The sequence below is a fragment of the Streptomyces sp. NPDC048185 genome (genome assembly GCF_043202495.1).
GTDB lineage: Bacteria > Actinomycetota > Actinomycetes > Streptomycetales > Streptomycetaceae > Streptomyces.
Window position 1 is genome coordinate 1 of sequence record NZ_JBIDAN010000013.1, and the last position, 22,880, is coordinate 22,880.

The 22,880-nt window shown below is 73.4% G+C and carries 17 protein-coding genes; 7 read left to right on the forward strand and 10 right to left on the reverse strand.

Going from position 1 to position 22,880, the window contains the following annotated elements:
* Positions 1-415 precede the first annotated feature (415 nt).
* Positions 416-865 (forward strand): PTS glucose transporter subunit IIA, encoded by a 450-nt coding sequence (locus ACGF3H_RS30015; protein WP_362496329.1) that lies wholly within the window; start codon positions 416-418, stop codon positions 863-865.
* A 77-nt stretch (positions 866-942) separates the two neighbouring features.
* On the forward strand, positions 943-2,613 hold the full coding sequence (ptsP, locus tag ACGF3H_RS30020; protein WP_362496331.1) for a phosphoenolpyruvate--protein phosphotransferase: 1,671 nt from the start codon (positions 943-945) through the stop codon (positions 2,611-2,613).
* A gap of 70 nt (positions 2,614-2,683) precedes the next feature.
* On the opposite strand, the gene ACGF3H_RS30025 is transcribed toward ptsP, so the two are convergent.
* Both ACGF3H_RS30025 and ACGF3H_RS30030 read right to left on the reverse strand, forming a co-directional pair.
* Positions 2,684-3,577 carry a hypothetical protein gene (locus ACGF3H_RS30025; protein WP_362496333.1) on the reverse strand — a complete coding sequence of 298 codons (894 nt, stop codon included), beginning with the start codon at positions 3,575-3,577 and terminating at the stop codon, positions 2,684-2,686.
* A 121-nt stretch (positions 3,578-3,698) separates the two neighbouring features.
* Positions 3,699-5,666 carry an acetoacetate--CoA ligase gene (locus ACGF3H_RS30030; RefSeq protein ID WP_362496335.1) on the reverse strand — a complete coding sequence of 656 codons (1,968 nt, stop codon included), beginning with the start codon at positions 5,664-5,666 and terminating at the stop codon, positions 3,699-3,701.
* Between the two features lie 213 nt (positions 5,667-5,879).
* Between ACGF3H_RS30030 and ACGF3H_RS30035 the strand changes: the two genes are divergently transcribed.
* Positions 5,880-8,246: a glycoside hydrolase family 31 protein gene (locus tag ACGF3H_RS30035; protein WP_362496338.1), complete on the forward strand. Its 2,367-nt coding sequence runs from the start codon at positions 5,880-5,882 to the stop codon at positions 8,244-8,246.
* Here ACGF3H_RS30035 and ACGF3H_RS30040 read toward each other — a convergent pair.
* A complete protein-coding gene (locus ACGF3H_RS30040; RefSeq protein ID WP_362496341.1) occupies positions 8,237-8,773 on the reverse strand; it encodes an NUDIX domain-containing protein in 537 nt (178 codons plus the stop codon). The two genes, ACGF3H_RS30035 and ACGF3H_RS30040, sit on opposite strands and share 10 nt — an antisense overlap.
* Before the next feature lie 47 nt (positions 8,774-8,820).
* A complete protein-coding gene (locus ACGF3H_RS30045; protein ID WP_362496344.1) occupies positions 8,821-9,630 on the reverse strand; it encodes a M15 family metallopeptidase in 810 nt (269 codons plus the stop codon).
* Positions 9,631-9,777: 147 nt separating this feature from the next.
* Here ACGF3H_RS30045 and ACGF3H_RS30050 point away from each other — a divergent pair, with 147 nt between their 5' ends.
* Positions 9,778-11,412, forward strand: coding sequence for a GGDEF domain-containing protein (locus tag ACGF3H_RS30050; protein ID WP_362496347.1), 1,635 nt, complete (start codon positions 9,778-9,780; stop codon positions 11,410-11,412).
* 466 nt (positions 11,413-11,878) lie between these two features.
* On the opposite strand, the gene ACGF3H_RS30055 is transcribed toward ACGF3H_RS30050, so the two are convergent.
* The 4 genes from ACGF3H_RS30055 to ACGF3H_RS30070 are packed head-to-tail and all read right to left on the reverse strand — an operon-like array spanning position 11,879 to position 16,290.
* Positions 11,879-12,484 (reverse strand): ATP/GTP-binding protein, encoded by a 606-nt coding sequence (locus ACGF3H_RS30055; RefSeq protein ID WP_362496350.1) that lies wholly within the window; start codon positions 12,482-12,484, stop codon positions 11,879-11,881.
* Between the two features lie 56 nt (positions 12,485-12,540).
* Positions 12,541-12,936, reverse strand: a complete 396-nt coding sequence (locus tag ACGF3H_RS30060; protein ID WP_362496353.1) for a DUF742 domain-containing protein — start codon at positions 12,934-12,936, stop codon at positions 12,541-12,543.
* Positions 12,937-12,946: 10 nt separating this feature from the next.
* Positions 12,947-13,381 carry a roadblock/LC7 domain-containing protein gene (locus tag ACGF3H_RS30065; RefSeq protein ID WP_362496356.1) on the reverse strand — a complete coding sequence of 145 codons (435 nt, stop codon included), beginning with the start codon at positions 13,379-13,381 and terminating at the stop codon, positions 12,947-12,949.
* Positions 13,378-16,290, reverse strand: a complete 2,913-nt coding sequence (locus tag ACGF3H_RS30070) for a nitrate- and nitrite sensing domain-containing protein (RefSeq protein ID WP_362496359.1) — start codon at positions 16,288-16,290, stop codon at positions 13,378-13,380. The genes ACGF3H_RS30065 and ACGF3H_RS30070 overlap by 4 nt, the downstream gene beginning before the upstream one ends.
* 422 nt (positions 16,291-16,712) lie before the next feature.
* Between ACGF3H_RS30070 and ACGF3H_RS30075 the strand changes: the two genes are divergently transcribed.
* On the forward strand, positions 16,713-17,264 hold the full coding sequence (locus tag ACGF3H_RS30075) for a hypothetical protein (RefSeq protein WP_362496362.1): 552 nt from the start codon (positions 16,713-16,715) through the stop codon (positions 17,262-17,264).
* 70 nt (positions 17,265-17,334) lie between these two features.
* Here ACGF3H_RS30075 and ACGF3H_RS30080 read toward each other — a convergent pair whose 3' ends face one another.
* Positions 17,335-18,519 (reverse strand): FAD-dependent oxidoreductase, encoded by a 1,185-nt coding sequence (locus ACGF3H_RS30080; protein ID WP_362496369.1) that lies wholly within the window; start codon positions 18,517-18,519, stop codon positions 17,335-17,337.
* Positions 18,516-18,839, reverse strand: a complete 324-nt coding sequence (locus ACGF3H_RS30085) for a bifunctional 3-phenylpropionate/cinnamic acid dioxygenase ferredoxin subunit (RefSeq protein ID WP_362496372.1) — start codon at positions 18,837-18,839, stop codon at positions 18,516-18,518. The genes ACGF3H_RS30080 and ACGF3H_RS30085 overlap by 4 nt, the downstream gene beginning before the upstream one ends.
* A gap of 235 nt (positions 18,840-19,074) precedes the next feature.
* On the opposite strand from ACGF3H_RS30085, the gene ACGF3H_RS30090 reads away from it, so the two are divergent.
* The gene (locus ACGF3H_RS30090; protein WP_362496375.1) at positions 19,075-19,932 is read left to right on the forward strand and encodes an IclR family transcriptional regulator; all 858 of its coding nucleotides are present in this window, start codon (positions 19,075-19,077) and stop codon (positions 19,930-19,932) included.
* A 478-nt stretch (positions 19,933-20,410) separates the two neighbouring features.
* Positions 20,411-22,864 carry an FAD-dependent oxidoreductase gene (locus ACGF3H_RS30095; RefSeq protein ID WP_362496378.1) on the forward strand — a complete coding sequence of 818 codons (2,454 nt, stop codon included), beginning with the start codon at positions 20,411-20,413 and terminating at the stop codon, positions 22,862-22,864.
* Positions 22,865-22,880: the final 16 nt, after the last annotated feature.

A 22,880-nucleotide genomic window follows, 5' to 3' on the forward strand; every position in this document is an offset into this window, starting at 1 on the left:
GGCGTTGACTTTTGGCACGCTGTTGAGTTCTCAAGGAACGGACGCTTCCTTTGTACTCACCCTCTCGGGCTTTCCTCCGGGCGCTTCCCTTCGGTGTTCCCAACACTATCAGGCTTTTCCGGCCCCTCTGACCACCGTCCTGCGGGCACGCAGAAGGCGATCCGAAGATAGGATCTGAAGAGTTGGGTGCCTGCCCGACGAGCACGCCGGTCCGGCGCAGCTCAATCTCAAGCAGGAGTCACGACTGTACACGGGCCCGAGGAACGGGTGCAAATCACTGGGGACTGTGGTCTAGACCTCTATTCGGAACACTCGTGCGGAACCGGTACTTCCTATGACATACCCTGCTGCACAGTGTGCCGTCCGGGACAGGCAGTGACGGCCCGTACAGATCTCCATCTCCGGGAGGCTTCCCATGACCACCGTCTCGTCCCCTCTTGCAGGACGCGCCATCGGACTGGCCGCCGTGCCGGATCCGGTCTTCTCCGGGGCCATGGTCGGCCCGGGTACCGCCATCGACCCCGTTCGTGAGCCGGCCGAGGCCGTCGCTCCCGTGGACGGGGTCATCGTCTCTCTGCACCCGCACGCGTTCGTCGTGGTCGACGACAGTGGTCACGGTGTGCTGACCCACCTCGGCATCGACACCGTGCAGCTGAACGGCGAGGGCTTCGAGCTGCTGGTGAACAAGGGCGACACCGTCGTGCGCGGCCAGGCCGTGGTGCGCTGGGACCCGGCGGCCGTCGAGGCCGCGGGCAAGTCGCCGATCTGTCCCATCGTGGCCCTCGAGGCGACGGCCGAGGCGCTCGTCGATCTCCGTGAGGACGGCGAAGTGAAGGCCGGGGAGAGCCTCTTCCTCTGGAAGTGACGACAACGCCGTCGCAGGACGGCTGGTAGGACAACCACCGCGGCGGCGGGACCCGCCGCATTATCGGGACGGGTGAGATGGAGACAACGCTGCGAGGCGTCGGTGTGAGCCACGGTGTGGCGATCGGCGAGGTTCGGCACATGGGGACGGCGGTGCTCGAGCCGCCTGCCAAGCAGATCCCGGCGGAGGACGCGGAGCGCGAGCAGGGGCGCGCCCGCAAGGCCGTGGAAGCTGTGGCGGCCGACCTGATGGCGCGCGGCAACCTGGCGGGGGGCGAGGCCCAGGCGGTGCTCGAGGCGCAGGCCATGATGGCCCAGGACCCCGAGCTGATGGCGGACGTGGAGCGGCGGATCGCCGTCGGCAGCACGGCCGAGCGCGCGGTGTACGACGCCTTCGCGGCGTACCGTGCCCTGCTGGCCGGTGCCGGTGAGTACCTGGCCGGCCGGGTAGCGGACCTCGACGACGTGCGGAACCGCATCGTCGCGCGTCTGCTCGGTGTGCCGATGCCGGGTGTGCCGGACAGTGACGAGCCGTACGTGCTCATCGCCCGTGACCTGGCGCCGGCCGACACGGCGCTGCTCGACCCGACGCTGGTACTGGGGTTCGTCACCGAGGAGGGCGGGCCGACCAGCCACAGCGCGATCCTGGCGCGGGCGCTGGGCGTGCCGGCCGTCGTGGCGCTGCCGGGTGCCGGTGAGCTTCCCGAGGGCACGGTGATCGCGGTGGACGGCAGCACCGGCGAGATCTTCGTGAACCCCAGCGCGGAGAAGAAGGCGCAGATGGAGGCGGATGCCGCGGAGCGCAAGGCCGCGCTGGCCGCCTCGACCGGGCCGGGCGCGACGTCCGACGGTCACAAGGTTCCGCTGCTGGCCAACGTCGGTGGTCCCGCCGACGTGCCCGCTGCGGTGGAGGCGGGTGCGGAGGGCGTCGGTCTGTTCCGTACCGAGTTCCTCTTCCTCGACGACAGCAAGAACGCGCCGTCCGAGGAGAAGCAGGTCGTCGCTTACCGGCAGGTGCTGGAGGCGTTCCCCGAGGGTCGGGTCGTCGTGCGGGTGCTGGACGCGGGTGCGGACAAGCCCCTGGACTTCCTCACCCCGGCCGACGAGCCGAACCCCGCGCTGGGCGTGCGGGGCCTGCGGACGCTGCTCGACCACCCGGAGGTGCTGCGTACGCAGCTGACGGCGCTGGCGAAGGCCGCGGAGGGTCTGCCCGTCCACCTCGAGGTCATGGCCCCGATGGTCGCGGACCGTGCGGACGCCAAGGCGTTCGCGGACGCGTGCCGCGAGGCCGGGCTGCGGGCGAAGTTCGGTGCGATGGTGGAGATCCCGTCGGCCGCGCTGCGGGCACGCTCGATCCTTCGGGAGGTCGAGTTCCTGTCGCTGGGGACGAACGACCTCGCGCAGTACACCTTCGCCGCCGACCGGCAGGTGGGCGCGGTCTCGCGGCTGCAGGACCCGTGGCAGCCCGCGCTGCTCGACCTGGTCGCGCTGGCCGCCGAGGCGGCGAAGGCCGAGGGCAAGAGCTGCGGTGTCTGTGGTGAGGCCGCGTCGGATCCGCTGCTCGCGTGTGTGCTGACGGGTCTGGGCGTCACCTCTCTCTCCATGGGTGCGGCGTCGCTCCCCTATGTGCGGGCGACGCTGGCGAAGTTCACGCTGGCGCAGTGCGAGCGGGCCGCGGCGGCCGCCCGCGCCGCGGACAGCGCCGAGGAGGCGCGCAACGCGGCGCAGGCGGTGCTGTCCGGCGAGTAGGGGCCGGGCGAGGCCGTCGCCGTCACTGTGGTGAGGGGCGCTCCACCTTCGGGTGGGGCGCCCCTCGCGTTCAGTGGCGGTGTCGTCCCGGTGCGGTGTTGTCGTCTCCGAGGTCCGGTGGTGCGCAGTAGTCGACGTTGGACTCCGGGGAGATGAGGTCGCCGGACTCGACGTCGGTGCAGTAGGCGTCGAAGACCTCGCCGGCGGTGAGGGGGACGAGGCCGTACCCGCGCAGGCGCCAGCCGTAGATGCGGTCGGGGCTGCCGGGCGCGCTGGTCCGCATGACGAGGCCGCCGGGGGTGTGGGTGGCGAGGCCGAGGGCCAGGACGGCGGTGAATTCGAGGGCGTCGGCTTCGTCCAGCGGTACGGCGCCGTCGGTGTCGTCGTCGGCGTGGAGGACGGAGGTGAGGGCTTCCGGTGTGGTCGAGACGCTGCAGACCAGGTGCCGGTGGCCCGCCGGGGCTGTCTCGACGATGCGCGTGAGCAGGCGTGAGGCCCGGGTGAACGCGGCGCGGCCGAGGTCCTCGCCGCAGGTGGCACAGGTGCCCAGTCGGGCCAGCAGGGTGGCCGCGTACTCCCATGTGGCCTGGCGGACGGCTTCGTCGACGAGGGTGGGGACGAGGTCGGCGAGGGGCTGTCCGTCGTACGGGACGGTGGGGCCGTGGGCGGCGAGTTCGGCGGTGAACCGGGTGCGGGTGGCGGGGAGGTCGGGGTCGAGTCCGGCCGTGGAGCAGAACTCGGCGTAGTCCTCGGGGTCGAAGAGGGCGATGGTGGTGTGGGTGCCCTGGGAGGCTCGTGTCCTGAGCAGGGCTTCCACCTGCCGTAGGTAGGCGGCGTGGTCGTCGAAGGTGAAGCTGCGGTAGCGCCGCATGGCGCGGAAGTCGTGCTCGTCGGTGAGCAGTCCGATGGTGCCGGCGATTTCGCGGCGCAGGACGCGTCGCATCGTCTGGTCGGTGTGCGCCATGTCTTCCCCCTGTGCGCAGTCGATCAATGCTCACTCACCGTAACCGGCGGCACTGACAACGGGGGCGGTCGTGGGCGCGGGCCGGCCGCCTCGCGGGGCGGCCGGCTTGCTGATGGCCGGGTCAGGCCCGTTTGCGGGCGAGGACCTCGTAGAAGTGGAGCAGGTCGAGGTTGTCGATGGAGCCGGGGTTGACGGCCTTCTCCAGCGGGGTGCCCTGGAGGAGACGTTTGACGGGGACCTCGATGCGCTTGCCGGTGAGGGTGTGCGGGACGCCCGGTACCTCGATGATCTCGTCGGGGACGTGCCGCGGGGAGAGCTGTTCGCGGATGGTCTGCTTGATCCGCGTGCGCAGGGTGTCGTCGAGGGCGGCGCCGGGGACCAGGTGCACGAAGAGGGGCATCCAGTAGCCGCCGTCGGGCTGTTCGACGCCGATGACGAGGGACTCCCTGATCTCGGGGAGGCGTTCGACGGCCTCGTAGATGTCGGCCGAGCCCATGCGGACGCCCTGCCGGTTGAGGGTGGAGTCGGAGCGGCCGTGGATGACGACGGAACCGCGTGAGGTGAGGGTGATCCAGTCGCCGTGCCGCCAGACGCCGGGGTAGGTGTCGAAGTAGCTGTCGTGGTAGCGGCTGCCGTCGGGGTCGTTCCAGAAGCGGACCGGCATCGACGGCATGGGGTTGGTGACGACGAGTTCGCCGACCTCGTCGGTGAGGGGTTCGCCGTTCGGGTCCCAGGACTGGAGGTCGGTGCCCAGGCCGGGGGCCTGGAGCTCGCCGATGTACACGGGGAGGGTGGGGACGGCGCCCGCGAAGCAGGAGCACACGTCGGTGCCGCCGCTGACGGAGGCGATCCACAGGTCCTCGCGTACCTCGTCGTGCAGCCAGCGGAAGCCGTCGGGCGGGAGCGGGGAGCCGGTGGTGGCGACGCACTGGATCCTGGAGAGGTCCAGGTCGCGGCCCGGGTGGACGTCCGCCTTGCGGCAGGCCATGACGTAGGCGGCGGAGGTGCCGAAGAGGGTGGCGCCGGTGCGTTCGGCGATGCGCCACTGGGCGTCCGTGCCGGGGAAGCCGGGGCTGCCGTCGTAGAGGACGATCGTGGTGCCGGTGAGCAGGCCGGAGACGAGGAAGTTCCACATCATCCAGCCGGTCGACGTGTACCAGAAGAAGCGGTCCTCGGGGCCGAGGTCGCAGTGCAGGCCGAGCTGTTTGAGGTGCTCGACGAGGATGCCGCCCTGGGACTGGACGATGGCCTTGGGCAGGCCGGTGGTGCCGGACGAGTAGAGCACCCACAGGGGGTGGTCGAAGGGGACCTGCTCGAAGACGGGGTCCGTGTCCGCGGCCGTGAGGGCGTCCCACGCGAGGGCTCCCTCGGGGGTGTCGGTGCCGAGGAGCGGGATGTGGACCACGGCCCGCAGCGTGGGCAGTTCGCGGCGCAGTTCGGCGACGGTGTCGCGGCGGTCGTGTTCCTTGCCGCCGTAGCGGTAGCCGTCGACGGTGAACAGGACGACGGGTTCGACCTGCTGGAAGCGGTCCAGGACGCTGCGGGCGCCGAAGTCGGGAGCGCAGGAGGTCCAGACGGCGCCGACGGCGGCGGTGGCGAGGAGGGCGGTGACGGCCTGCGGGATGTTCGGGAGGTAGCCGCTGACGCGGTCGCCGGGGCGGACCCCGAGGGCGCGCAGTTCGGCGGCGAGGGAGCCGACCTGGCGGCGCAGTTCCGACCAGGTGACGGGGCTCGTCGCGTGGGTCTCGTCGACGTGCAGGAGGGCCGGTTCGTCCGCGCGGGTGGCCGCGGCGCGCAGGGCGTGCTCGGCGTAGTTCAGGGTGGCGCCGGGGAACCACTGGGCGCCGGGCATCGAACGGTCACCCAGTACGCGCGCGTAGGGGGTGGAGAAGCGTACGTCGAACCATTCCGTGACGGCTTTCCAGAAGGTGTCCGGCTCGTCGACGGACCAGCGGTGCAGGGCGGCGTAACCGCCTTCGGCGGGGGCGCCGTGCTGTTCGGCGGCCCAGGTCTGGAACCTGGTGATCCGTGCCTGGGCGATGCGCTGCGGATCTGGCTGCCAGAGCGGCTGGGGGGTCGTGGTCGTCATGGGGCGGCTCCCGGACTGTGCGCGTCGTGTGCGTCCTCCGCGCACGGGCTGGGGTGTGCGCGTGACGCGGCTGACACGGACGATGCCATGTGATCGACTTCCGCACCAGGGTGCGCCCCACATAGTCGGTGTCGTGAAGATGTGGTCCTGTCACGGGTGAACGGCAGTTGAACGCGGCCCGCGCAGAGAGCGGTCGGTGGCAGGGTGAGCAGCATGGACGGTCGTGACCTGGTGCGTTCGATGAAGGCGTTCGGTTCCGCGGGGCCGGCGCAGGGGTTGCGTACCGTACGGGCGGCGTGGCGCAGGCGGCGTGCGGATGCCGCCGCGCTGCCGCCGCGTGGGGCGGAGCGGGCGCGGGTGCCGGGGGCGATGCGGGAGGTGGAGCCCGGGCCGGGGGGCGGTGTGATCCGGTTCGGGCGTTCGGAGCTGCGGATCCTCGTCGCCGTGAACGGGGCGGTGTTCTGGGGCTGGGACGGGGCGGCGCCGGAGCAGTCGTACGCGGTGGCGGGCCGTTGCCCGGAGCCGGATCCGCGGGCGGTGCTGGAGCCGGACAAGGACGGTGGCCGGCGGGTGGTGGCCGAGCGGGTCACGGTGGCCGTGTCGCGCCACGGCGCGGTGGAGGTGCGTACGCCCGGGGGTGTGGTCCTGCGCCGTGAGCTGCCTCCCCGGTGGTGGGAGCCGGTGGGTGGTGGTCCGGCGCGCTGGACGCAGCGGTCGGAGGTGGCGGCGGACGCGCGGTTCTTCGGGCTGGGCGGGTGGGCCTCGGGGCCCCGGCTGCGCGACGGCGCGTACCGGCTGTGGAACACGGGCTCCGCCGCGGGCCACGCCCCGGCGTCCGTCACGATGCCGGTGCAGCTGGTGGTGGCCGACGCGGGGACGCACCTGGTGTTCCACGACAACGCGTGGGACGGCTCGGTGACCTTGCGGGAGGGCGAGGAGGGCGCGGGATCGGGGCACGACCGGCCGGGCAGGAGTGTGCTGCGGATGGACGGGGGGCCGCTGCGCTGCTGGGTCGTGGTGGGGACCCCCGCGCGCGTGCTGCTCGCCTGGGCTTCGCTGACCGGCGCTCCGGCGCTGCCGCCCGCGTGGGCGCTCGGTCACCATCACGGGCGGCGCGGTCCTGGTGACGAACAGGAGCTGCGGCGGGTCGTCGCGGGCTACCAGGAGCGTGATCTGCCGGTGGACGCCGTGCACCTGGACGCCGGCCACTTCGCCGCGCGTCAGGTGTTCACGGTCGACGAGGAGCGGTTCCCGAAGCTGCCGGTTCTCGCCGAGGAGTTGCGGCGGGACGGGATCCGGCTGGTGTCGGTCGTCGATCCCGGGGTGCCGGCCGTGTCGGGGCACGCCGCGTACGACAGCGGGACGGACGCGGACGTGTTCGTGCGGGGCGCCGCCGGGCCGGTGGTGCGGGGCGTGGGACGGCCCGGGGAGGTGGTGTTCCCGGACTTCACGGACGCGGACGTGCGGACCTGGTGGGGCGGGCTGTGCGCGGAGCGGCTGGAGCGGGGGTTCGCCGGGCTCTGGCACGACCGGGACGCGCCGCTGTCTCTCGCCGCGTTCGGGGAGCCGACGCTGCCCCGTTCGGCGCGGCACCGGCTGGAGGGGCGCGGTGGCGACCACCGGGAGGCGCACAACGTGTACGCGCTGTGCATGGCGAGGGCCGGGTACGAGGGCCTGCGGGAGCTGGTGCCCGGGGAGCGGCCGTTCGTCCTGTCGCGCTCCGGGTGGGCCGGGATGCAGCGGTACGGGGGTGCGTGGACCGGGGAGCCGGCGTCCGGCTGGCCGGGGCTGCGGGCGTCGCTGGCACTGGTGATGGGGCTCGGGCTGTGCGGGGTGCCGTACTCGGGGCCTGACGTGGGCGCTTTCGGGGGGAATCCGTCGGCGGAGCTGTATCTGCGGTGGTTCCGGCTGGCCGCGTACTTGCCGCTGTTCCGTACGTCCGGGGGTGCGCGGGCGGGCTTCCGGGAGCCGTGGGAGTTCGGTGCGGAGGTGCTGGAGCACGTGCGCGCGGCGTTGGTGGAGCGGCGGCGGCTGGCGCCGTACTTCGTGACGCTGGCGCATCTGGCCCGGCGTACGGGTGCGCCGTACGTGCGGCCGCTGTGGTGGTCGGCGCCGGAGGACCGGGTGCTGCGGGACTGCGAGGACGCGTTCCTGCTGGGCGACTGTCTGCTGGTGGCGCCGGTGCTGGACCCCGGGGCGGACGGGCGGGCGGTGCAGCTGCCGCGGGGGCGCTGGTACGACACGGTGACGGAGCGGGCGTACGAAGGGCCGGGGCAGGTGCTCGTCGACGCTCCGCCGGGCCGGATCCCGGTGTTCGCGCGCGCGGGGGCGGTGGTGCCGGTGCGCGGGCGGGACGGAGGGGTGGAGCTGGAGGTGTGGGCGCCCGCCCGGGGCCGGGCCGGGGGCGGGCTGGTCGTGCCGGACGCGGGCGACGGCTGGGAGGAACCGGAGCCCGAGCGGTACACCGTCCGCTGGGAGGGCCGGCGGGTGGTCGTGGAGCGGGAGGACGGGGACGGCGCCGGCGCGCCGTCCCGTCCGGTGCGGGTGCGTGGGCTGGTGGAGGGCTCGGCTCAGATGTAACGGCCCTCGAAGAACGCCTGCGCGGCCCGGGTGTGGAGGGGGAAGGCGAGCTCCCCGGCCCGGCGCAGGAGGTGCCATCCCTCGGTCTCGTCGGTGGCGGCGGACGGCGGGAGGCTCTCGGCGGGCCGCTCCGGGAGGAGGCCGAAGAGCAGCAGGTGGCCGTCGGGCGAGCTCATGGCGTCGGCGAGCCGCACGTCGCGGCTCGCCGCGTCGATGCCCGTCTCCTCCTTGAGCTCGCGGACGACGGCCTGCCGCCAGTCCTCCCGGTCGTCGATGAAACCGCCGGGCAGTGCCACGCCCCCTCGCGCCGGGGCCACGGTTCGGGTGATGACGACCAGGGCGGTGCCCTGGGTGTCGTACACGGGCTGGAGGGCGACCGCTACCGGCAGCGGGTTCCGGTAGGCAGTGGTACCGCACGCCGGGCAGGTGCGGGGCCAGCCGGAGACGCCCTCTCCGTAGGGCGTTCCGCAGCGCGAACAGTGGGAGTCCGGCGCGGAGTTGGGAACGGAGGTATGAGTTTCGGACACGCGGCGGACTGTATCCGATCACGGAAGGGGCGGCTCCGGCGGGCGGCTCAGTGACGGCCGGACAGCGACTTCATGGAGACCGGGAAGTCGAAGTAGGTGTCCGGGTAGGGCTCGGGCTTGTAGGTGAAGTGCCACCACTCCTCGGGGAGGTTGACGAGGCCGGCGTCCTCCAGGGTGGTCTTCAGCAGCAGCCGGTTGGCGCGCTGGGCGCCCTGGACGCGGGGGTCGAGGGTGTGCGAGAGGGTGTCGAAGCAGTCGAAGCCGGTGCCCATGTCGACGGAGTTGTCGGGGAAGCGCTCGTCCTGGGGCGCGAAGCAGGGCACCAGTGGCTGCCCGGGGCGGTAGGGGCGGGTGGGCTCGGCCGGGAGCTTCACGAGGGTGAGGTCCATGGTCGAGCCGCGGCTGTGGCCGGACTTCTCCGCGATGTAACCGTCCTCGAACAGACGGGTCTTGTCGACGTTCGGGTAGAACTCGGCCTTCATCTCCTGGTCGTCGAGGTCCTCGGCCCACCGGACGAAGTGGTCGACGGCGCGCTGGGGCCGGTAGCAGTCGTACACCTTGAGGGAGTAGCCCTGGCGCAGCAGGCGGGTCTGGGCCCGGTGGAGGGCCTGGGCCGCGGGGCGGGTCAGGATGCACAGGGGTTGGCGGTAGCCGTCGATGCGCTCGCCGACGAAGTTGTGCGGGGTGGCGTAGCGCATCTCCTGGATGATGGTCGGGTCGACGCTTCGCAGGGCCACGAAGGCCTGGGGTGCCTCGGGTCCGGTACCGGCCCGGGCGGTGGCGGGGACGGTGGTCACGGCGAGCAGGGCGGCGACGGTGGCGACCAGTCCGCGTACGGCGGTGGAGAGTCGTGTCATGTCCCCTGCGTCTATCAGGCGACGGTCCTGCGAGGGAAGCAGGCGGACGGTCACTCGGTCCGGCACTCTGTGTGATCGCGCCGGAATCCTACGTGAACGTCGCGTGAACCGGGCCTGGGCGGACGCCGGTAACGCCATCATGCTCGCGTGCGCTCCTGGACGGATACTCTCCGCTTCGCCTTCCAACCGGTGGTCAACCTCATGACCGGCGGGGTCGCGGCGCTGGAGATACTCGCCCGTCCGGAGACCGGCGACGTGCTGGCCGAGGCCCGTCGCAATCCCGGGCTCGACGGCCGGCTCGCGGTGGCGGCGTTCCGTGCGGCGGTGCGCAGGGAGACGCTGCTGCCGCTGCACGTCAACGTGTTCGCCGGCACGCTCGCCGACCTCGGCGGCCTCCGCCTGTTGCACGAGGCCGTGCGGGAGTCGGGGCGCCTGCCGTGGGAGGTGACGATCGACGTCGGTCCGCCGTACACGCACGTACCGCACCGGGCGTTGCTGGAGGCGGTGGCCGCCTTGCGGGAGCAGGGCTTCCGGATCTGCGTGGACGGTGTCGGCGACGGTGACGTGCCGTTGCGGCTACTGGCGGACCTGGCGCCGGAGCTGGTGAAGCTCGACGCGTCGCTGGCGGCGCGGCCGGCGGCCGTCCGGGGCGTGCGGACGCTGTGCGACGAGCTGGGGGCGCTGCTGTGCGTCGAGGGCGTGGAGACGGAGGTGCAGTGCGCCGCCGTGCGGTCGGCGGGGGCGCAGCTGGCGCAGGGGCATCTGTTCGCGCCGCCCGCGCGGCTGCCCGCGGCGGACGTGTACGTGCCGCCGCGGGCCGCGGGCGGCACCGGTCTGCCGCCGGTCCCGCGGTCGGGGCCGTCGGTACGGGAGTTCGTGCGGCCGGCCGCGCTGCTGCCCGCGACCGCCTCCGCCGGGCAGGTGCGCGCGCTGCTGACCGGGGCACCGGACGTGTCCGGGGTGGTGCTCGTGGACCGGGACGGGGTCCCGGTGCGGTCGGTGCACCGGTCGCGCTTCCTGTTGTCCATGTCGGGGCGTTACGGGCACGCCCTGTACGCCGACCGGCCCGCCGCGAAGCTCGGTGACCCGCCGCGGACGGTGGGCGCCGGCGCCACGGCCTGGGAGGTCCTGGACGTCGTGGCGGTCGGCGGTCCCGGGCGGACGTCGGACGACGTGGCCGTGGTCGACGCCCACGGGCGGTGCGTGGGTGTCGTACGGCTCGCGGATCTCGTGCGAGCGCTCGCCGAGAGCCGGGTGGAAGAGGCGGCGGGGCTCAATCCGCTGACCCGGCTGCCCGGTTCGGACGCGATCACCGGTGAGGTGGACCGCTGGATCGCGGACGGGCGGACGTTCGCGCTGAGCTGGCTCGACGTGGACGACTTCAAACGGGTCAACGACGGGGCCGGGTTCGCGGCGGGCGACGAGCTGATCCGGGAGGTCGGGCGGGCGCTGCAGCAGGAGGCGTCGGGGGCCACGCGGGTGGGGCACATCGGCGGTGACGACTTCCTGGTGCTCTCCCTCCCGGAAGAACTGGACCCCCTGGCCGGGCGCCTGCTGGGCGGGGCGTGGTCGGCGGGCGGTCGGCCCGTGACGCTGTCCCTGGCGACGGTCGTGTGCGCGCCGGGCAGTGTGCCGGACCACCGGCGGGCGGCGACCTGCCTCGCTCCGCTGAAACAGGCGGCGAAGGCGCTGTCCGGGGCGAGTTGGGTGCTGGGGCGGGCCGGTGTGCCGGGACACGAGGTACGCCGGGGCTCGGTGCGGGCGCCGGCGTCGGCGGGGTGAGGGACTGCGGGGGCGTCGCTCGCTGGGGGCCGAGGGGTCTGACTACGGGTGCCGGCCCGGGGGGGTGGGCTGGTGCAGGGGCGGCCGTCGGGTCGGGCGCGGCAGTCGGGTGCCGGCAGGGGTGAGCGGGGAACGGGGTGGCAGTCGGGGCCGGGTGCGGGGCTGCCGGGTGCCGGCAGGGAACCGAGCGGCAGTCGGAGTCGGGCCAGGGCCTCGGGTGCCGGCAAGGGGCGGAGCGGCAGGCGGGGCCGTCTGCGGGGCCTCGGGTGCCGGCGAACGGCGGTTCGGGGGCGGGCAGACGGCAGGGCGTGGTCAGGGCGGGTGGTGTGTGGCGTCCCTCCCGTGGCCCGGGTGGGGGGCAGGTGATCGTCGGGGAACTCCGGCCGCGCGTGACGGCCGCGCGTGACGGCGGGGGGGCCGGCCGGCGGGTGTCGGAGCGGCCGGCACGCGCGCGTGGGCGACGGGTTCAGGTGACGACGGGCCGGCGCCGGTCCGCCGCCTGGGCCATCGCGTGCTGGACGACGCCGACGAGTACCTCCTTGACCGACTCCTTGTCACGGGCGTCGCACATCACCAGCGGCACGTCGGGGTCGAGGTCGAGGGCCTGGCGGACGGTCTCGGCCGGGTAGCGGGCCGAGCCCTCGAAGCAGTTGACGCCGACGAGGAAGGGGATGCCGCGCCGCTCGAAGTAGTCGACGGCGGCGAAGCAGTCCTCCAGGCGGCGCGTGTCGGCGAGGACCACCGCGCCGAGGGCCCCCTCGGATAGCTCGTCCCACATGAACCAGAACCGCTCCTGCCCGGGTGTGCCGAACAGGTACAGCACCAGGTCCTCGCGCAGTGTGATCCGGCCGAAGTCCATCGCCACGGTGGTGGTGTGCTTACCCTCCACACCGCTGAGGTCGTCGACGGGGCGTCCGGCCTCGGTGAGCAGTTCCTCGGTGCGCAGCGGTCTGATCTCGCTGACCGCGCCGACGAGGGTGGTCTTGCCCACGCCGAAGCCGCCGGCCACGAGGATCTTGAGCGTGACGGGCTCGACCGGCGGCTTGCCGCGCTGAGAACGCCCGAAGATCATCGATTCTTCTCCTTACCGTGCCCGCGGGGCCGCTCCGGCGTCCCCGCGGGACCGTTTCACAGTGCGCGCAGGCCGTTGATCACGTCGCGCAGAATGTTCTCGTCCGGTAGTTCGGCCGGGGGCACCGGCCGGTTCACGTGCACGAGTTCGGCGTCGACGAGGTCGCCGACCAGGACGCGTACGACGCCGACGGGCAGGTCGAGTCCGGCGGCGAGCTCGGCGACCGACTGCGGGGTGTCCCGGCACAGACCGACGATGTCCACGTGCTCCGGGGCGAGCGTCACGTCCGCCTCCGGGTCGTCCGCGTGCGGCTCCGGGACCACCACCGCGATGAGGTCGAGGCGGTGCTGGGCCGTGCTGCTGGTGCGGCCGCGCGTCATGGCGTACGGACGGACGACGGGGCCGGCCTCGTCGTCGAACCAGTGGTTTGTTCCCTGACCGTCTGCGCTCATGTCATCCTACTTACCCGCCCGAAGGCAGATCGGTGCGCGGGGCAGTGCCCAGATGCACGCCGACCCGCTTCACGAGGAGGGTCATCTCGTAGGCGACCTGGCCGACGTCGGAGTCGGCGTCCGACAGGACGGCGAGGCAGCTGCCGTCGCCGGCGGCCGTGACGAACAGGAAGGCGTCGTCGAGTTCGACGACCGTCTGCCGGACGCTGCCCGCCTCGAAGTGGCGGCCCACGCCCTTGGCGAGGCTGTGGAAGCCGGAGGCCACGGCCGCCAGGTGTTCGCTGTCCTCCCTGGACAGGTCCTTGGAAGCGCCGGTCGCGAGGCCGTCGCCGGACAGGACGACGGCCTTGCGGATGCTCGCGACCCGGTCCACCAGATCGTCGAGGAGCCAGTTGAGCTCGCCGGACCCGCTGTCGGTGTGGCCGGTCGCCTTCGGTGCGGTCATCGACCGTCCCCCTTAGTCGTTCGGTGTGGTGCTTGTGGTGCCTGCGACGCCTGTGGCGTCTGCGGTCGTGCGTCGCCGGAAGCGGCCTCGCCCGCGGCGTTCTCCCGGCGGCCGCGCTGCCAGCCGCGCTGGAGCGAGGCCATGCGGCTGCGCACCTCCTCGGCGTCCCGGTCGGCCGGATCGGGCCGATCCTCGGCCGGCCGTTCGGCGCCGCGCCTGAGCTGGGGGGCCAGGTTGGCCTGCCGCACGCGCCGGGGCAGTGCGGTGCCGTCGGTGCCCGGCCCGGAGTCGTCCGGCGTGGCGGGCGTGAGCGGTGTGCCGCGGCGGCGGGACGGGAGGGACGGCAGCGCGTCGGTCTCCGGGCGGCCGGTCCCGCCGTCGGTGGCGGCGTGCGGGGCGGAGGGCTCTCCACGGCGGCGGGACGGGAGGGACGGCGGCGCGGGGGCGTCACCGCCTTCCGTCCGCCGGTCCGTCCGGCTCCCGGCGCCGTCCCCGGACGTGTCGTCCGCACGGTCGCGCGCGCCGCGCTCGGGGACGGGGCGTCCGTGCGAACTGACCAGCTTGGGCGTCCGGCGCCGGGGCAGCGGGACCGGGGCGTTCGGGTCGTCGTCGGCGCCGGCCCGCTCCGGCCCGCCGGGCCGGTCCACGCTGCCGGGCCGCTCCGAGGCCGCGGGGTACCGGTCCGGCCCGGCCGGGCGTTCCGGCCCGTCGGTTTCTTGGCGTCGCCGCTCGCCCCGGCGGATCGCCGGATCGTCCTGCGCCGCGGCGAGTGAGCGACGCGGACGGAAGAGGCCGCCGCGCTCGCTGTCCTGGGCGGCGAGCCCGCCGGGAAGGTCGTCGAGGGCGTCCAGGTCGACGGGCGCCTCCAGTTCGACCGGGCCGTCGAGCAGCGGGGCCGGCCGGCCCGGGAGCCGGACGGGAACGTGGGCGAGGGCGGAACGGCGGCTCTCCTCCCGTTCCTTCTCCTTCGCGCGCTGCGGCCGGTCGAGGCGGAATCCGACGCCGTTGGTGTCGGGCGCGTCGTCGGTGAGCAGCGCGTCGGGGACGAAGACGACGGCGGTGGTTCCGCCGTACGGCGAGGGCTGGAGGGAGACCCGGACGTTCTGCCGCTGGGCGAGCCGGCTGACGACGAACAGGCCGAGCCGGTCGGTGTCGGACAGCTCGAACTCGGGTGTCTCGGCGAGCCGGAGGTTGGCGTCGAGGAGGGCCTCGGCGGCCATGCCGAGACCGCGGTCGTGGATCTCCAGGGTGAAGCCGTTGGCGACCCGTTCGCCCAACACCTGCACGGCGGTGTGCGGCGGCGAGAACACCGTGGCGTTCTCCAGGAGTTCGGCCACGAGGTGGGTGAGGTCGGCGACGGCCGGCCCGGTGACGGCGATGCGGGGCAGCCGGCGGACCTCGATGCGCTCGTAGTCCTCGACCTCGGCGACGGCGGCCCGCACCACGTCCATGAGCTGGACGGGCTTGCGCCACTGCCGTGACGGCGCGGCGCCGGAGAGGATGACCAGGCCCTCCGCGTGCCGGCGCATGCGGGTGGTCAGGTGGTCCAGGCGGAACAGGTCGGCGAGTTCCTCGGTGTCCTCGGTGCGGCGTTCCATGGTGTCGAGCAGGGTGAGCTGCTTGTGCAGCAGTACCTGGCTGCGGCGGGCGAGGTTGACGAACACCTCGGAGACTCCGGCGCGCAGCTCGGCCTGCTTGACGGCGGCCTCCACCGCGGCGCGCTGGAGCGTGTTGAGGGCCTGGCCGACCTCGCCGATCTCGTTCTTGTCGTACTCCAGGCGCGGCACCTCGGTCTCGACGTCGACCTGTTCGCCCGCCGAGAGGCGGCGCATGACACTGGGCAGGCGGACGCCGGACGCCTCGTGGGCCTCCAGGCGCAGCTGCCTGAGGTCGCGGATGAGGGCGCGGCCGACGCGGACGGACAGGAAGAGGGAGAACAGCACGGCGATCAGACCGAGCGCGCCGGCGACGACCGCCTTGGTGATGACGTTCATCGCGACCGGCCGGACGCGGTCCTGGTAGCGGTCGGCGGCCTGGTCGTCGAGGTCGCCGAGCTCGGCGAGGACGCTCCCCGCGGCGGTGTCCCAGCTCTTGGCGCTGACGCCGTGGGGCAGGCCGTCCTCGGTGGAGACGGCCGCCTCCTCGGCGACGCGCAGGGGGGCGGAGGAGGCGTTCTTCCAGAAGCGCTCGTAGCGGCCGCGGTCCGTGGCGGGCAGGAGCGGCAGACTGCCTTCGTACAGCACGGTCCGCTGCGCCACGAGGTCCGAGACGTCCCGGATCTCGCTCCGGGTGAGCCGGCCGGTGACCAGGGCGGAGCCGAGCAGGGCGTCCTCGCGGGAGAGCAGTTCGCGGGCGCGGGCGACGTCGACGAGTGCGCGGTACTGCTTGTCCAGGTCGACGTCGTCGACGACGTGGAGGTTGGCGAGGAGGGCGTGGCAGGGGTCGACCAGGCGGTTGTAGAGGCCGAGGGCCTGCGCACGGTCGACGGTGCCGTCCTCGACGCTGCTGCGCAGGGAGTCGATGCCGTCGAAGGCGTCCAGGACGGCGGTCAGGCGGTCTTCCTCGGCGGCGCCGAGGGCGTCGCGCACGTCGGAGTTCCCGGCGTTGCCGCGGACCTCGGCGAGGGCCTCGTCGGTGGCGGTACGGCTGCGCTGCAGGGCGGTGAGGCCGTCGGAGGCGCGGGGGTCGGCGAGGTAGACCAGGGTCTGGCGGCGCTCCTGCTGGAGGACGCGGACGGTGTCCTCGACGGGGTAACCGACCTGTTCGACGACGGTCGACACGCTGAACAGCCTGCCCGCCTCACGTCCCGTGAGCACCGTGGCGAAGGCCCAGATCGTGGTCAGGGACACCAGCGGCACGAGAAGCAGCGCCACGATCTTCCGGCGGATCGACTTCCCGCGAAAGCGCATGGCCTCCCCCAGCTGGACCCCCACCGGCAGGGGGTACACATGTGCGTCAACAAACGGCGCGAGCCTACTACCGACGCACAGGGAACTCGAAGACCCGTCCGGAGGACGAACTTCCGCACCGGCGGCCGGGGATGGTCAGTTGTCCGGTCATTGCGGGAGATTGCCTCCCGGGTTCGGGCGGGTGGCGCGGGACCGTGTCCGAGGGGCACGGCGGGCGGATTGGCCGAAATTTTTCGACTGCGGGGGATTTCCGGGAATCTTGACGTGCCGTGGTTCGTCCTTCTCCACGGGAAATGGGGGCGGAATCGGCCACAGGAGCCGCATCCCGCCTCCGGGCGGCGTAAAGCGAGGCAAGCCGGGCAGCCAGAGGGGAGCCGGGTCTTCGGACGCGGACGAGCGGTCTGCAGGCGGTGGGGAGTGACATGGTGATGGGCACGGCGGAGCGGCGCAGGGCGCCGAGGGACGCCGGGGCGGCCGGACCGGCGACGGGAGCGGGCCCGGGGGTGCCGGATCACGACATTCCGGCGCCGGGGCGCGCCGTTGAGGGGTCGGATCAGGGCAGACGGGGGGAACCGCAGCCCGCCTACCGGCAGTTGTGGACGGACGAGCCGGCGCGGCGACGCCGGCTGCCGGATCCGGTGCGTACGGCCGCGGTGCGTGCGGTGCTGGTCGTCGCCGTGACGCTGATCCTCGCGATGGTGGCCTTCCTGTGCACGATGGCCGGATCATGGCTGGCGTTCCCGATGGTGATCGGCAGCGTGGCCGGCACGGTGGTCGCCACCTGGGGTGTGCTCGACGTGTGGGTGACGCGTCAGGTCTGGAACCAGCGCCACGGCGTGGTGTCGATGCCGAACAGCACCGCGCGGGCCATGCGGCGCGAGCGGCGCCGGGCACGGCGGCAGGAGCGGACCGCCGAGCGCGCCCAGGAGCGGATACGCGGGCGCGGTGGCGCGGGGCAGCTGTCACATCCCTGAGCGGTCGTTACGGCGGTACGGATCGGCCGTGCCGGTCCTCTGCCTCCGGTCCGCGGGTCCAGAGGTGCGTTCATCGCACGGCGGGCCGCACCGGGGGCGCCGGCCGGGCGAGTTCGCGCCGGGCCCGCACGAAGGGGCGCGGCCGGTCCACGGCGAGCACCGCGGTCGTGTGGCCGTCCCGTTCGTAACGGGCGAGGAAGCCGTCTTCCGCGGGCGCCCCGTCCGTGAGACCGCCCTCGGCGATCCGGACGGTGTCGCCCTCCTGACGCCGGCCGGCGAACTGGATGCGTGCGCCGTACTGGTCGGACCAGAAGTACGGCACCGGCCTCAGGCTCTCCACGGTGCGCCCGGCGAGCAGGTTCGTCACGGCGACCCGGGGCTGCTGCGTGGCGGACGTCCAGTGCTCCGCGCGCGTGCCGCCGGCGCGGGCCACGTCGCCGACGGCTACCACCTCGGGCAGGGCCGTGACACACCCGCCGTCGCACAGGACGCCGTCGTGCAGGGCCAGCGCGGAGTTCGCCAGCCAGCCGGTGTTGGGGGCGGCGCCGATGCCGGTCACCACCACGTCCGCCGGGAGGCTGCGGCCGTCCGAGAGAGCCACGGCGGTGACGGCGGCCGTGCCGTGCAGCGCCGCCACGGACGTCCCGGTGACCAGTTCCACGCCGCCGCGACGGTGCAGCGCGGCACACACGGCGGCCATCTCGGTGCCGAGTTGCGGGACAAGCGGGAGCGCCGCCGCTTCGACGACGGTGACGGCGTGGCCGAGGGAGGCGCAGGAGGAGGCGGTCTCGGCGCCGATGAACCCGCCGCCGATGACGACGACCCGGCGCGGGCCTCGGGTGAGTTCCTCGCGCAGGGCGCGGGCGTCGTCCAGGGTACGCAGCGTGTGGACGCCGGCCAGGCCGTCGCCGGGCAGGCGCCGGGCGGAGGCGCCGGTGGCGATGACGACGCCGTCGGTGGACACGGTGCGGCCGTCGCCGAGCAGCACGGTACGGCCGCGGGGGTCGAGGCCACGGGCACGGACGCCGAGCAGCCACTCGGCGTCCAGTCCGGCTCTCTCCTCGGCGTCGGTGAGGGCGAGGCGGTCCTCGTCGGCGCGGCCGGTGAGGAAGTCCTTGGAGAGGGGAGGCCGGTCGTAGGGGCGGTGGGGTTCGTCGCCGATGATCACCAGTCGTCCGTCGAACCCCTGGGCGCGCAGCTCCCTGGCGGCGTAGAGGCCGGAGAGCGAGGCGCCGACGACGGTGACCGTCCTCATGCGGCGCTTCCCTCCTCCGCGGTGACATGGACGTGGACCACGCCGTCGTCGACGCTGACGCGGTGGGTGCGCACCGGGCGGCGGGCGGGCAGGCAGGTCGGCAGCCCCGTGCGGAGGTCGAACGAGGCGGCGTGCAGCGGGCATTCGACCAGGCAGCCCTCCAGCCAGCCCTCGGAGAGCGAGGCGTCCTGGTGGGTGCAGGTGTCGTCGATGGCGTAGAGCTCGCCGTCGTCGGTGCGGAAGACCGCGATGGGCGGGGCCGTCGCGATGCGGACGGACTCGCCCTCGGGGAGGTCTTCGAGGCGGCAGACGGGAATCATGGGGCCCCCTCTCGGCCCGGAACGCGGGGCCCGGGGGAAAGCGCGCCCTCGGGGACGGCGCGCGCTCCGCTCGGGCCGCGTACCCTTCCGGGTTCCGGACTCTTCGGTAACATGATGTTTCACATGACGCACTGACAAGCGCTGTGCGCAACAGAATCCGGTCGGGCAACCGTGACGTCAAGGGTTTCCCGCAGATGCGGCCCGAACGGGGCGGCCAGGTGGTGAGAGTTGAGCCATGACCCGCACGCAGAAGCAGTCCGAGCACGGTGACGACCAGGTGGCGAGCGCGGCGGGACCGGTGCACCCGGGATCCCCGGGAAAGCAGAGCGGCAGAGGCGCTGCGGGCTCGGTCCAGTCGGTGGACCGGGCGGTGAGCGTGCTGGAGATCCTGGCCCGCCACGGCGAAGCGGGCGTCACCGAGATCGCCGACGAGCTGGACGTGCACAAGTCCACCGCGTTCCGGCTGCTCGGCGTCCTGGAGAACCGCGGGCTGGTGGCCCAGGAGAAGGAGCGCGGCAAGTACTACCTGGGTGCCGGCGTACTGCGCCTCGCGGGGGCGGCGGCAGTGCGTCTGGACATCTCCCAGGAGGGCGTGCCGGTCTGCCGCGAACTCGCCGACGAGCTCGGGGAGACGGCCAACATCGCCGTGCTGGACGACGACGCCGCGGTCAACATCATGCAGGCCCGCGGCACGGCCTCGGTGACGGCGCAGAACTGGCTCGGCCGCCGCACGCCGCTGCACGCCACCGCCAGCGGGAAGGTGCTCCTCGCCCATCTGCCGCCCACCCTGCGCGAGGGTCTGCTGGCCCGCCCGCTGCACCGGTTCACCGAGCGCACCGTGACCGGGACGGCGGCACTGCGCGGCGAGCTGGAGACGGTGGCCCAGGAGGGGTACGCCATCACCCAGGAGGAGCTGGAGATCGGCCTCGCCGCCGTCGCCGCGCCCGTCCGTTCGCACGAGGGCAGGGTGATCGCGGCGATCAGCGTCTCGGGCCCGGTGTACCGGCTGAGCCCCGACCGGCTGCCGGAGCTGGCGAAGCGCGCCCTGGCGGCGGGGATCGAACTGTCCCACCGCATGGGCTACGGCGACTGACCCGGCCGGACCGGCCAGGGGCGACCGCGGCGCGGAACCCGAGGGTCCCGGGGAATCCCCCGCCCTCCGGTCCCGCGCCGCGGTGCGTTCCGCCGTGTTCCGTACGCGGCGCGCCCTTTGCCAAAGGGTTGGACCGCGCCCCTTGACGGCCCGTCGGTGGCGTTCTCACTATGTTCCTCATCGCGCAACCCATCGTGCAACGCGCAACAGCGGAGGAGCTGGTCGTGCCCCACGAGGTCCGTGCCGTGGTCGCGGTGAAGAGGGGCGCACCCGCCGAGGACCGGACGCTCGTCGTCCCGGGTCCAAGGCCCGGGAAGGTAGCTGTGGTCGCGCCGCACTGCGGGGTGTGCCCCACGGACCTCCTCGAAACGTCCGTGCCCGCCCCGCGTTTCACGCTGCCCCGGCCGGCCCATCGCACCCCCGGCCCATCCCGCTGCGGCTCACCCGCTCCGGCACACTCGCTCCGGCAAGGAGGGGCATGTCCAGCACCCCCGCACACGGTTCCCCCCGCGTGGTCGTCATCGGCGCCGGCATCGTCGGCTGCTCGCTCGCCGACGAACTGACCGCCCGCGGCTGGACCGACGTCACCGTTCTCGAACAGGGCCCCTTGCCCGCGCCCGGCGGTTCCACGTCGCACGCGCCGGGCCTCGTGTTCCGCACCAGCCCCTCGAAGACCCTCACGGCGTTCGCCCGGTACACCGTCGAGAAGTTCGGCTCCCTGGAGGCGGACGGCGTCCCCTGCTTCGTCCCGGTGGGCGGCCTGGAGCTGGCCACCACCCCGGAACGCCTCGCCGACCTGCACCGCAGGGCCGGCCTCGCCGCCTCCTGGGGCGTGCGCGGTGAGGTCGTGAGCGCCGCCCGGTGCAAGGAACTCTGGCCGCTGATCGACGAGTCGGTGGTCCTCGGCGGCTTCCACACCCCCGACGACGGCCTCGCCCGCGCCCTCCACGCCGCCCGCGCGCAGCTGAGCCGGGCCAGCGCGCGAGGCGCCCGCTTCCTGGACCGCCACACGGTGACCGGCATCGAACGGCACAGCGGCCACGTCACGGGCGTCGTCACCGACCGGGGCACCTTCCCCGCCGACCACGTCGTCTCCGCCGCCGGTTTCTGGGGCCCGGTCGTCGGACACATGGCCGGGGTCGACGTACCGCTGCAGCCACTCGCGCACCAGTACGCGACGACCGGGCCGCTCCCCCAGCTGCGCGGGGCCACCGCGGAGGCGACGCGCCCGATCCTCCGGTTCCAGGACCGGGACCTGTACTTCCGCGAGCACACCGACCGCATCGGCATCGGTTCCTACGCCCACAAGCCCCTGCCCGTCGACCCGTTCGCGGTTCCGCCCTACGACGAGGCCCGTGCCCGGGACCTCGACATGCCGTCCTCCCTGCCCTTCACCCCGCAGGACTGGGCACCGAGCTGGGAGGACTGCCGGCGGCTGCTCCCCGCCCTGCGCGACTGCGAGATCGACCAGGGGTTCAACGGCGTCTTCTCCTTCACCCCCGACGGCATGCCGGTCCTCGGCGAGTCCCGCGACCTGAGGGGCTTCTGGCTGGCCGAGGCCGTGTGGGTCACGCACTCCGCGGGGGTTGCCAAGGCGGTCGCCGAGTGGATGGTCGACGGCCGGCCGTCCCTCGACGTCCACGAATGCGAGCTCACGCGGTTCGCGGAAGCGCAGCGTTCACCGGCGTACATCCGTGAGCGCGGTTCACAGCAGTTCGTCGAGGTGTACGACGTCGTGCACCCGCTCCAGCCGATGGAACGGCCACGCCCCCTACGGGTCAGCCCGTTCCACGCCCGCCAGGAACAGCTCGGCGCCTGCTTCCTCGAGGCCGGAGGCTGGGAGCGGCCCCACTGGTACGAGGCGAACGCCGGCCTCGTCACCCGACCGGACCTGCCCGAGCGCGATGCCTGGTCGGCCCGCCACTGGTCCCCGATCGCGGCGGCGGAGGCCCGGGCCACCCGCGAGGGGGTCGCCGTGTACGACATGACCCCCCTGCGCCGCCTGGAGGTCACCGGACCCGGCGCCCTCGACTTCCTGGACCGGGCGACCACCAACAACCTCCGCAAGAAGCCGGGCGCGGTCACCTACACGCTCCTCCTCGACGAGGCCGGCGGCGTCCGCTCCGACCTCACCGTGGCGCGCCTCGCCCCCGACCGCTTCCAGGTCGGCGCCAACACCCCCGCGGACCTCGACCGGCTGCTGCGCCACGCGCCCGACGGAGTGCACGTCCGGGACGTCACCTCCGGCACCTGCTGCATCGGCGTCTGGGGCCCGCTCGCCCGCGACCTCGTCCAGCCCCTGACCCCCGACGACTTCTCGCACGGGGCGTTCGGCTACTTCCGCGCCAGGGAGACCTACGTCGGCCTCGTCCCCGTCACGGCGATGCGCCTGTCGTACGTGGGCGAGCTCGGCTGGGAGCTGTACACCACCGCCGACCTGGGACTGCGGCTCTGGGACACGCTGTGGGAGGCCGGACGGGAGCTGGGCGTGGTCGCCGCCGGGCGGTCCGCCTTCAACTCGCTGCGCCTGGAGAAGGGATACCGGGCCTGGGGCGTCGACATGACCGGCGAGCACAACCCCTTCGAGGCAGGCCTCGGGTTCGCCGTCCGCATGGACAAGGAGGACTTCACCGGGAAGACCGCGCTGGAGAACGCGGGCGAACCCGCCCGGCGCCTCACCCCCCTCCTCCTGGACGACCCCGCGGCCGTGGTCCTCGGCAAGGAGCCGGTGTACGTCGGCGGCTCCCCCGCCGGCTACGTCACCAGCGCCTCCTACGGCTACAGCCTCGGCCGCTGCGTCGCGTACGCCTGGCTGCCGTCCGGCCTGCCCAGCGGCACCGGTGTGCACGTGGAGTACTTCGGCGAGAAGGTGCCCGCCACCGTCGCCGACGAGCCGCTGTTCGACCCGGAGATGACCCGCATCCGCCGATAGTGAGCCGGCCGTGGAC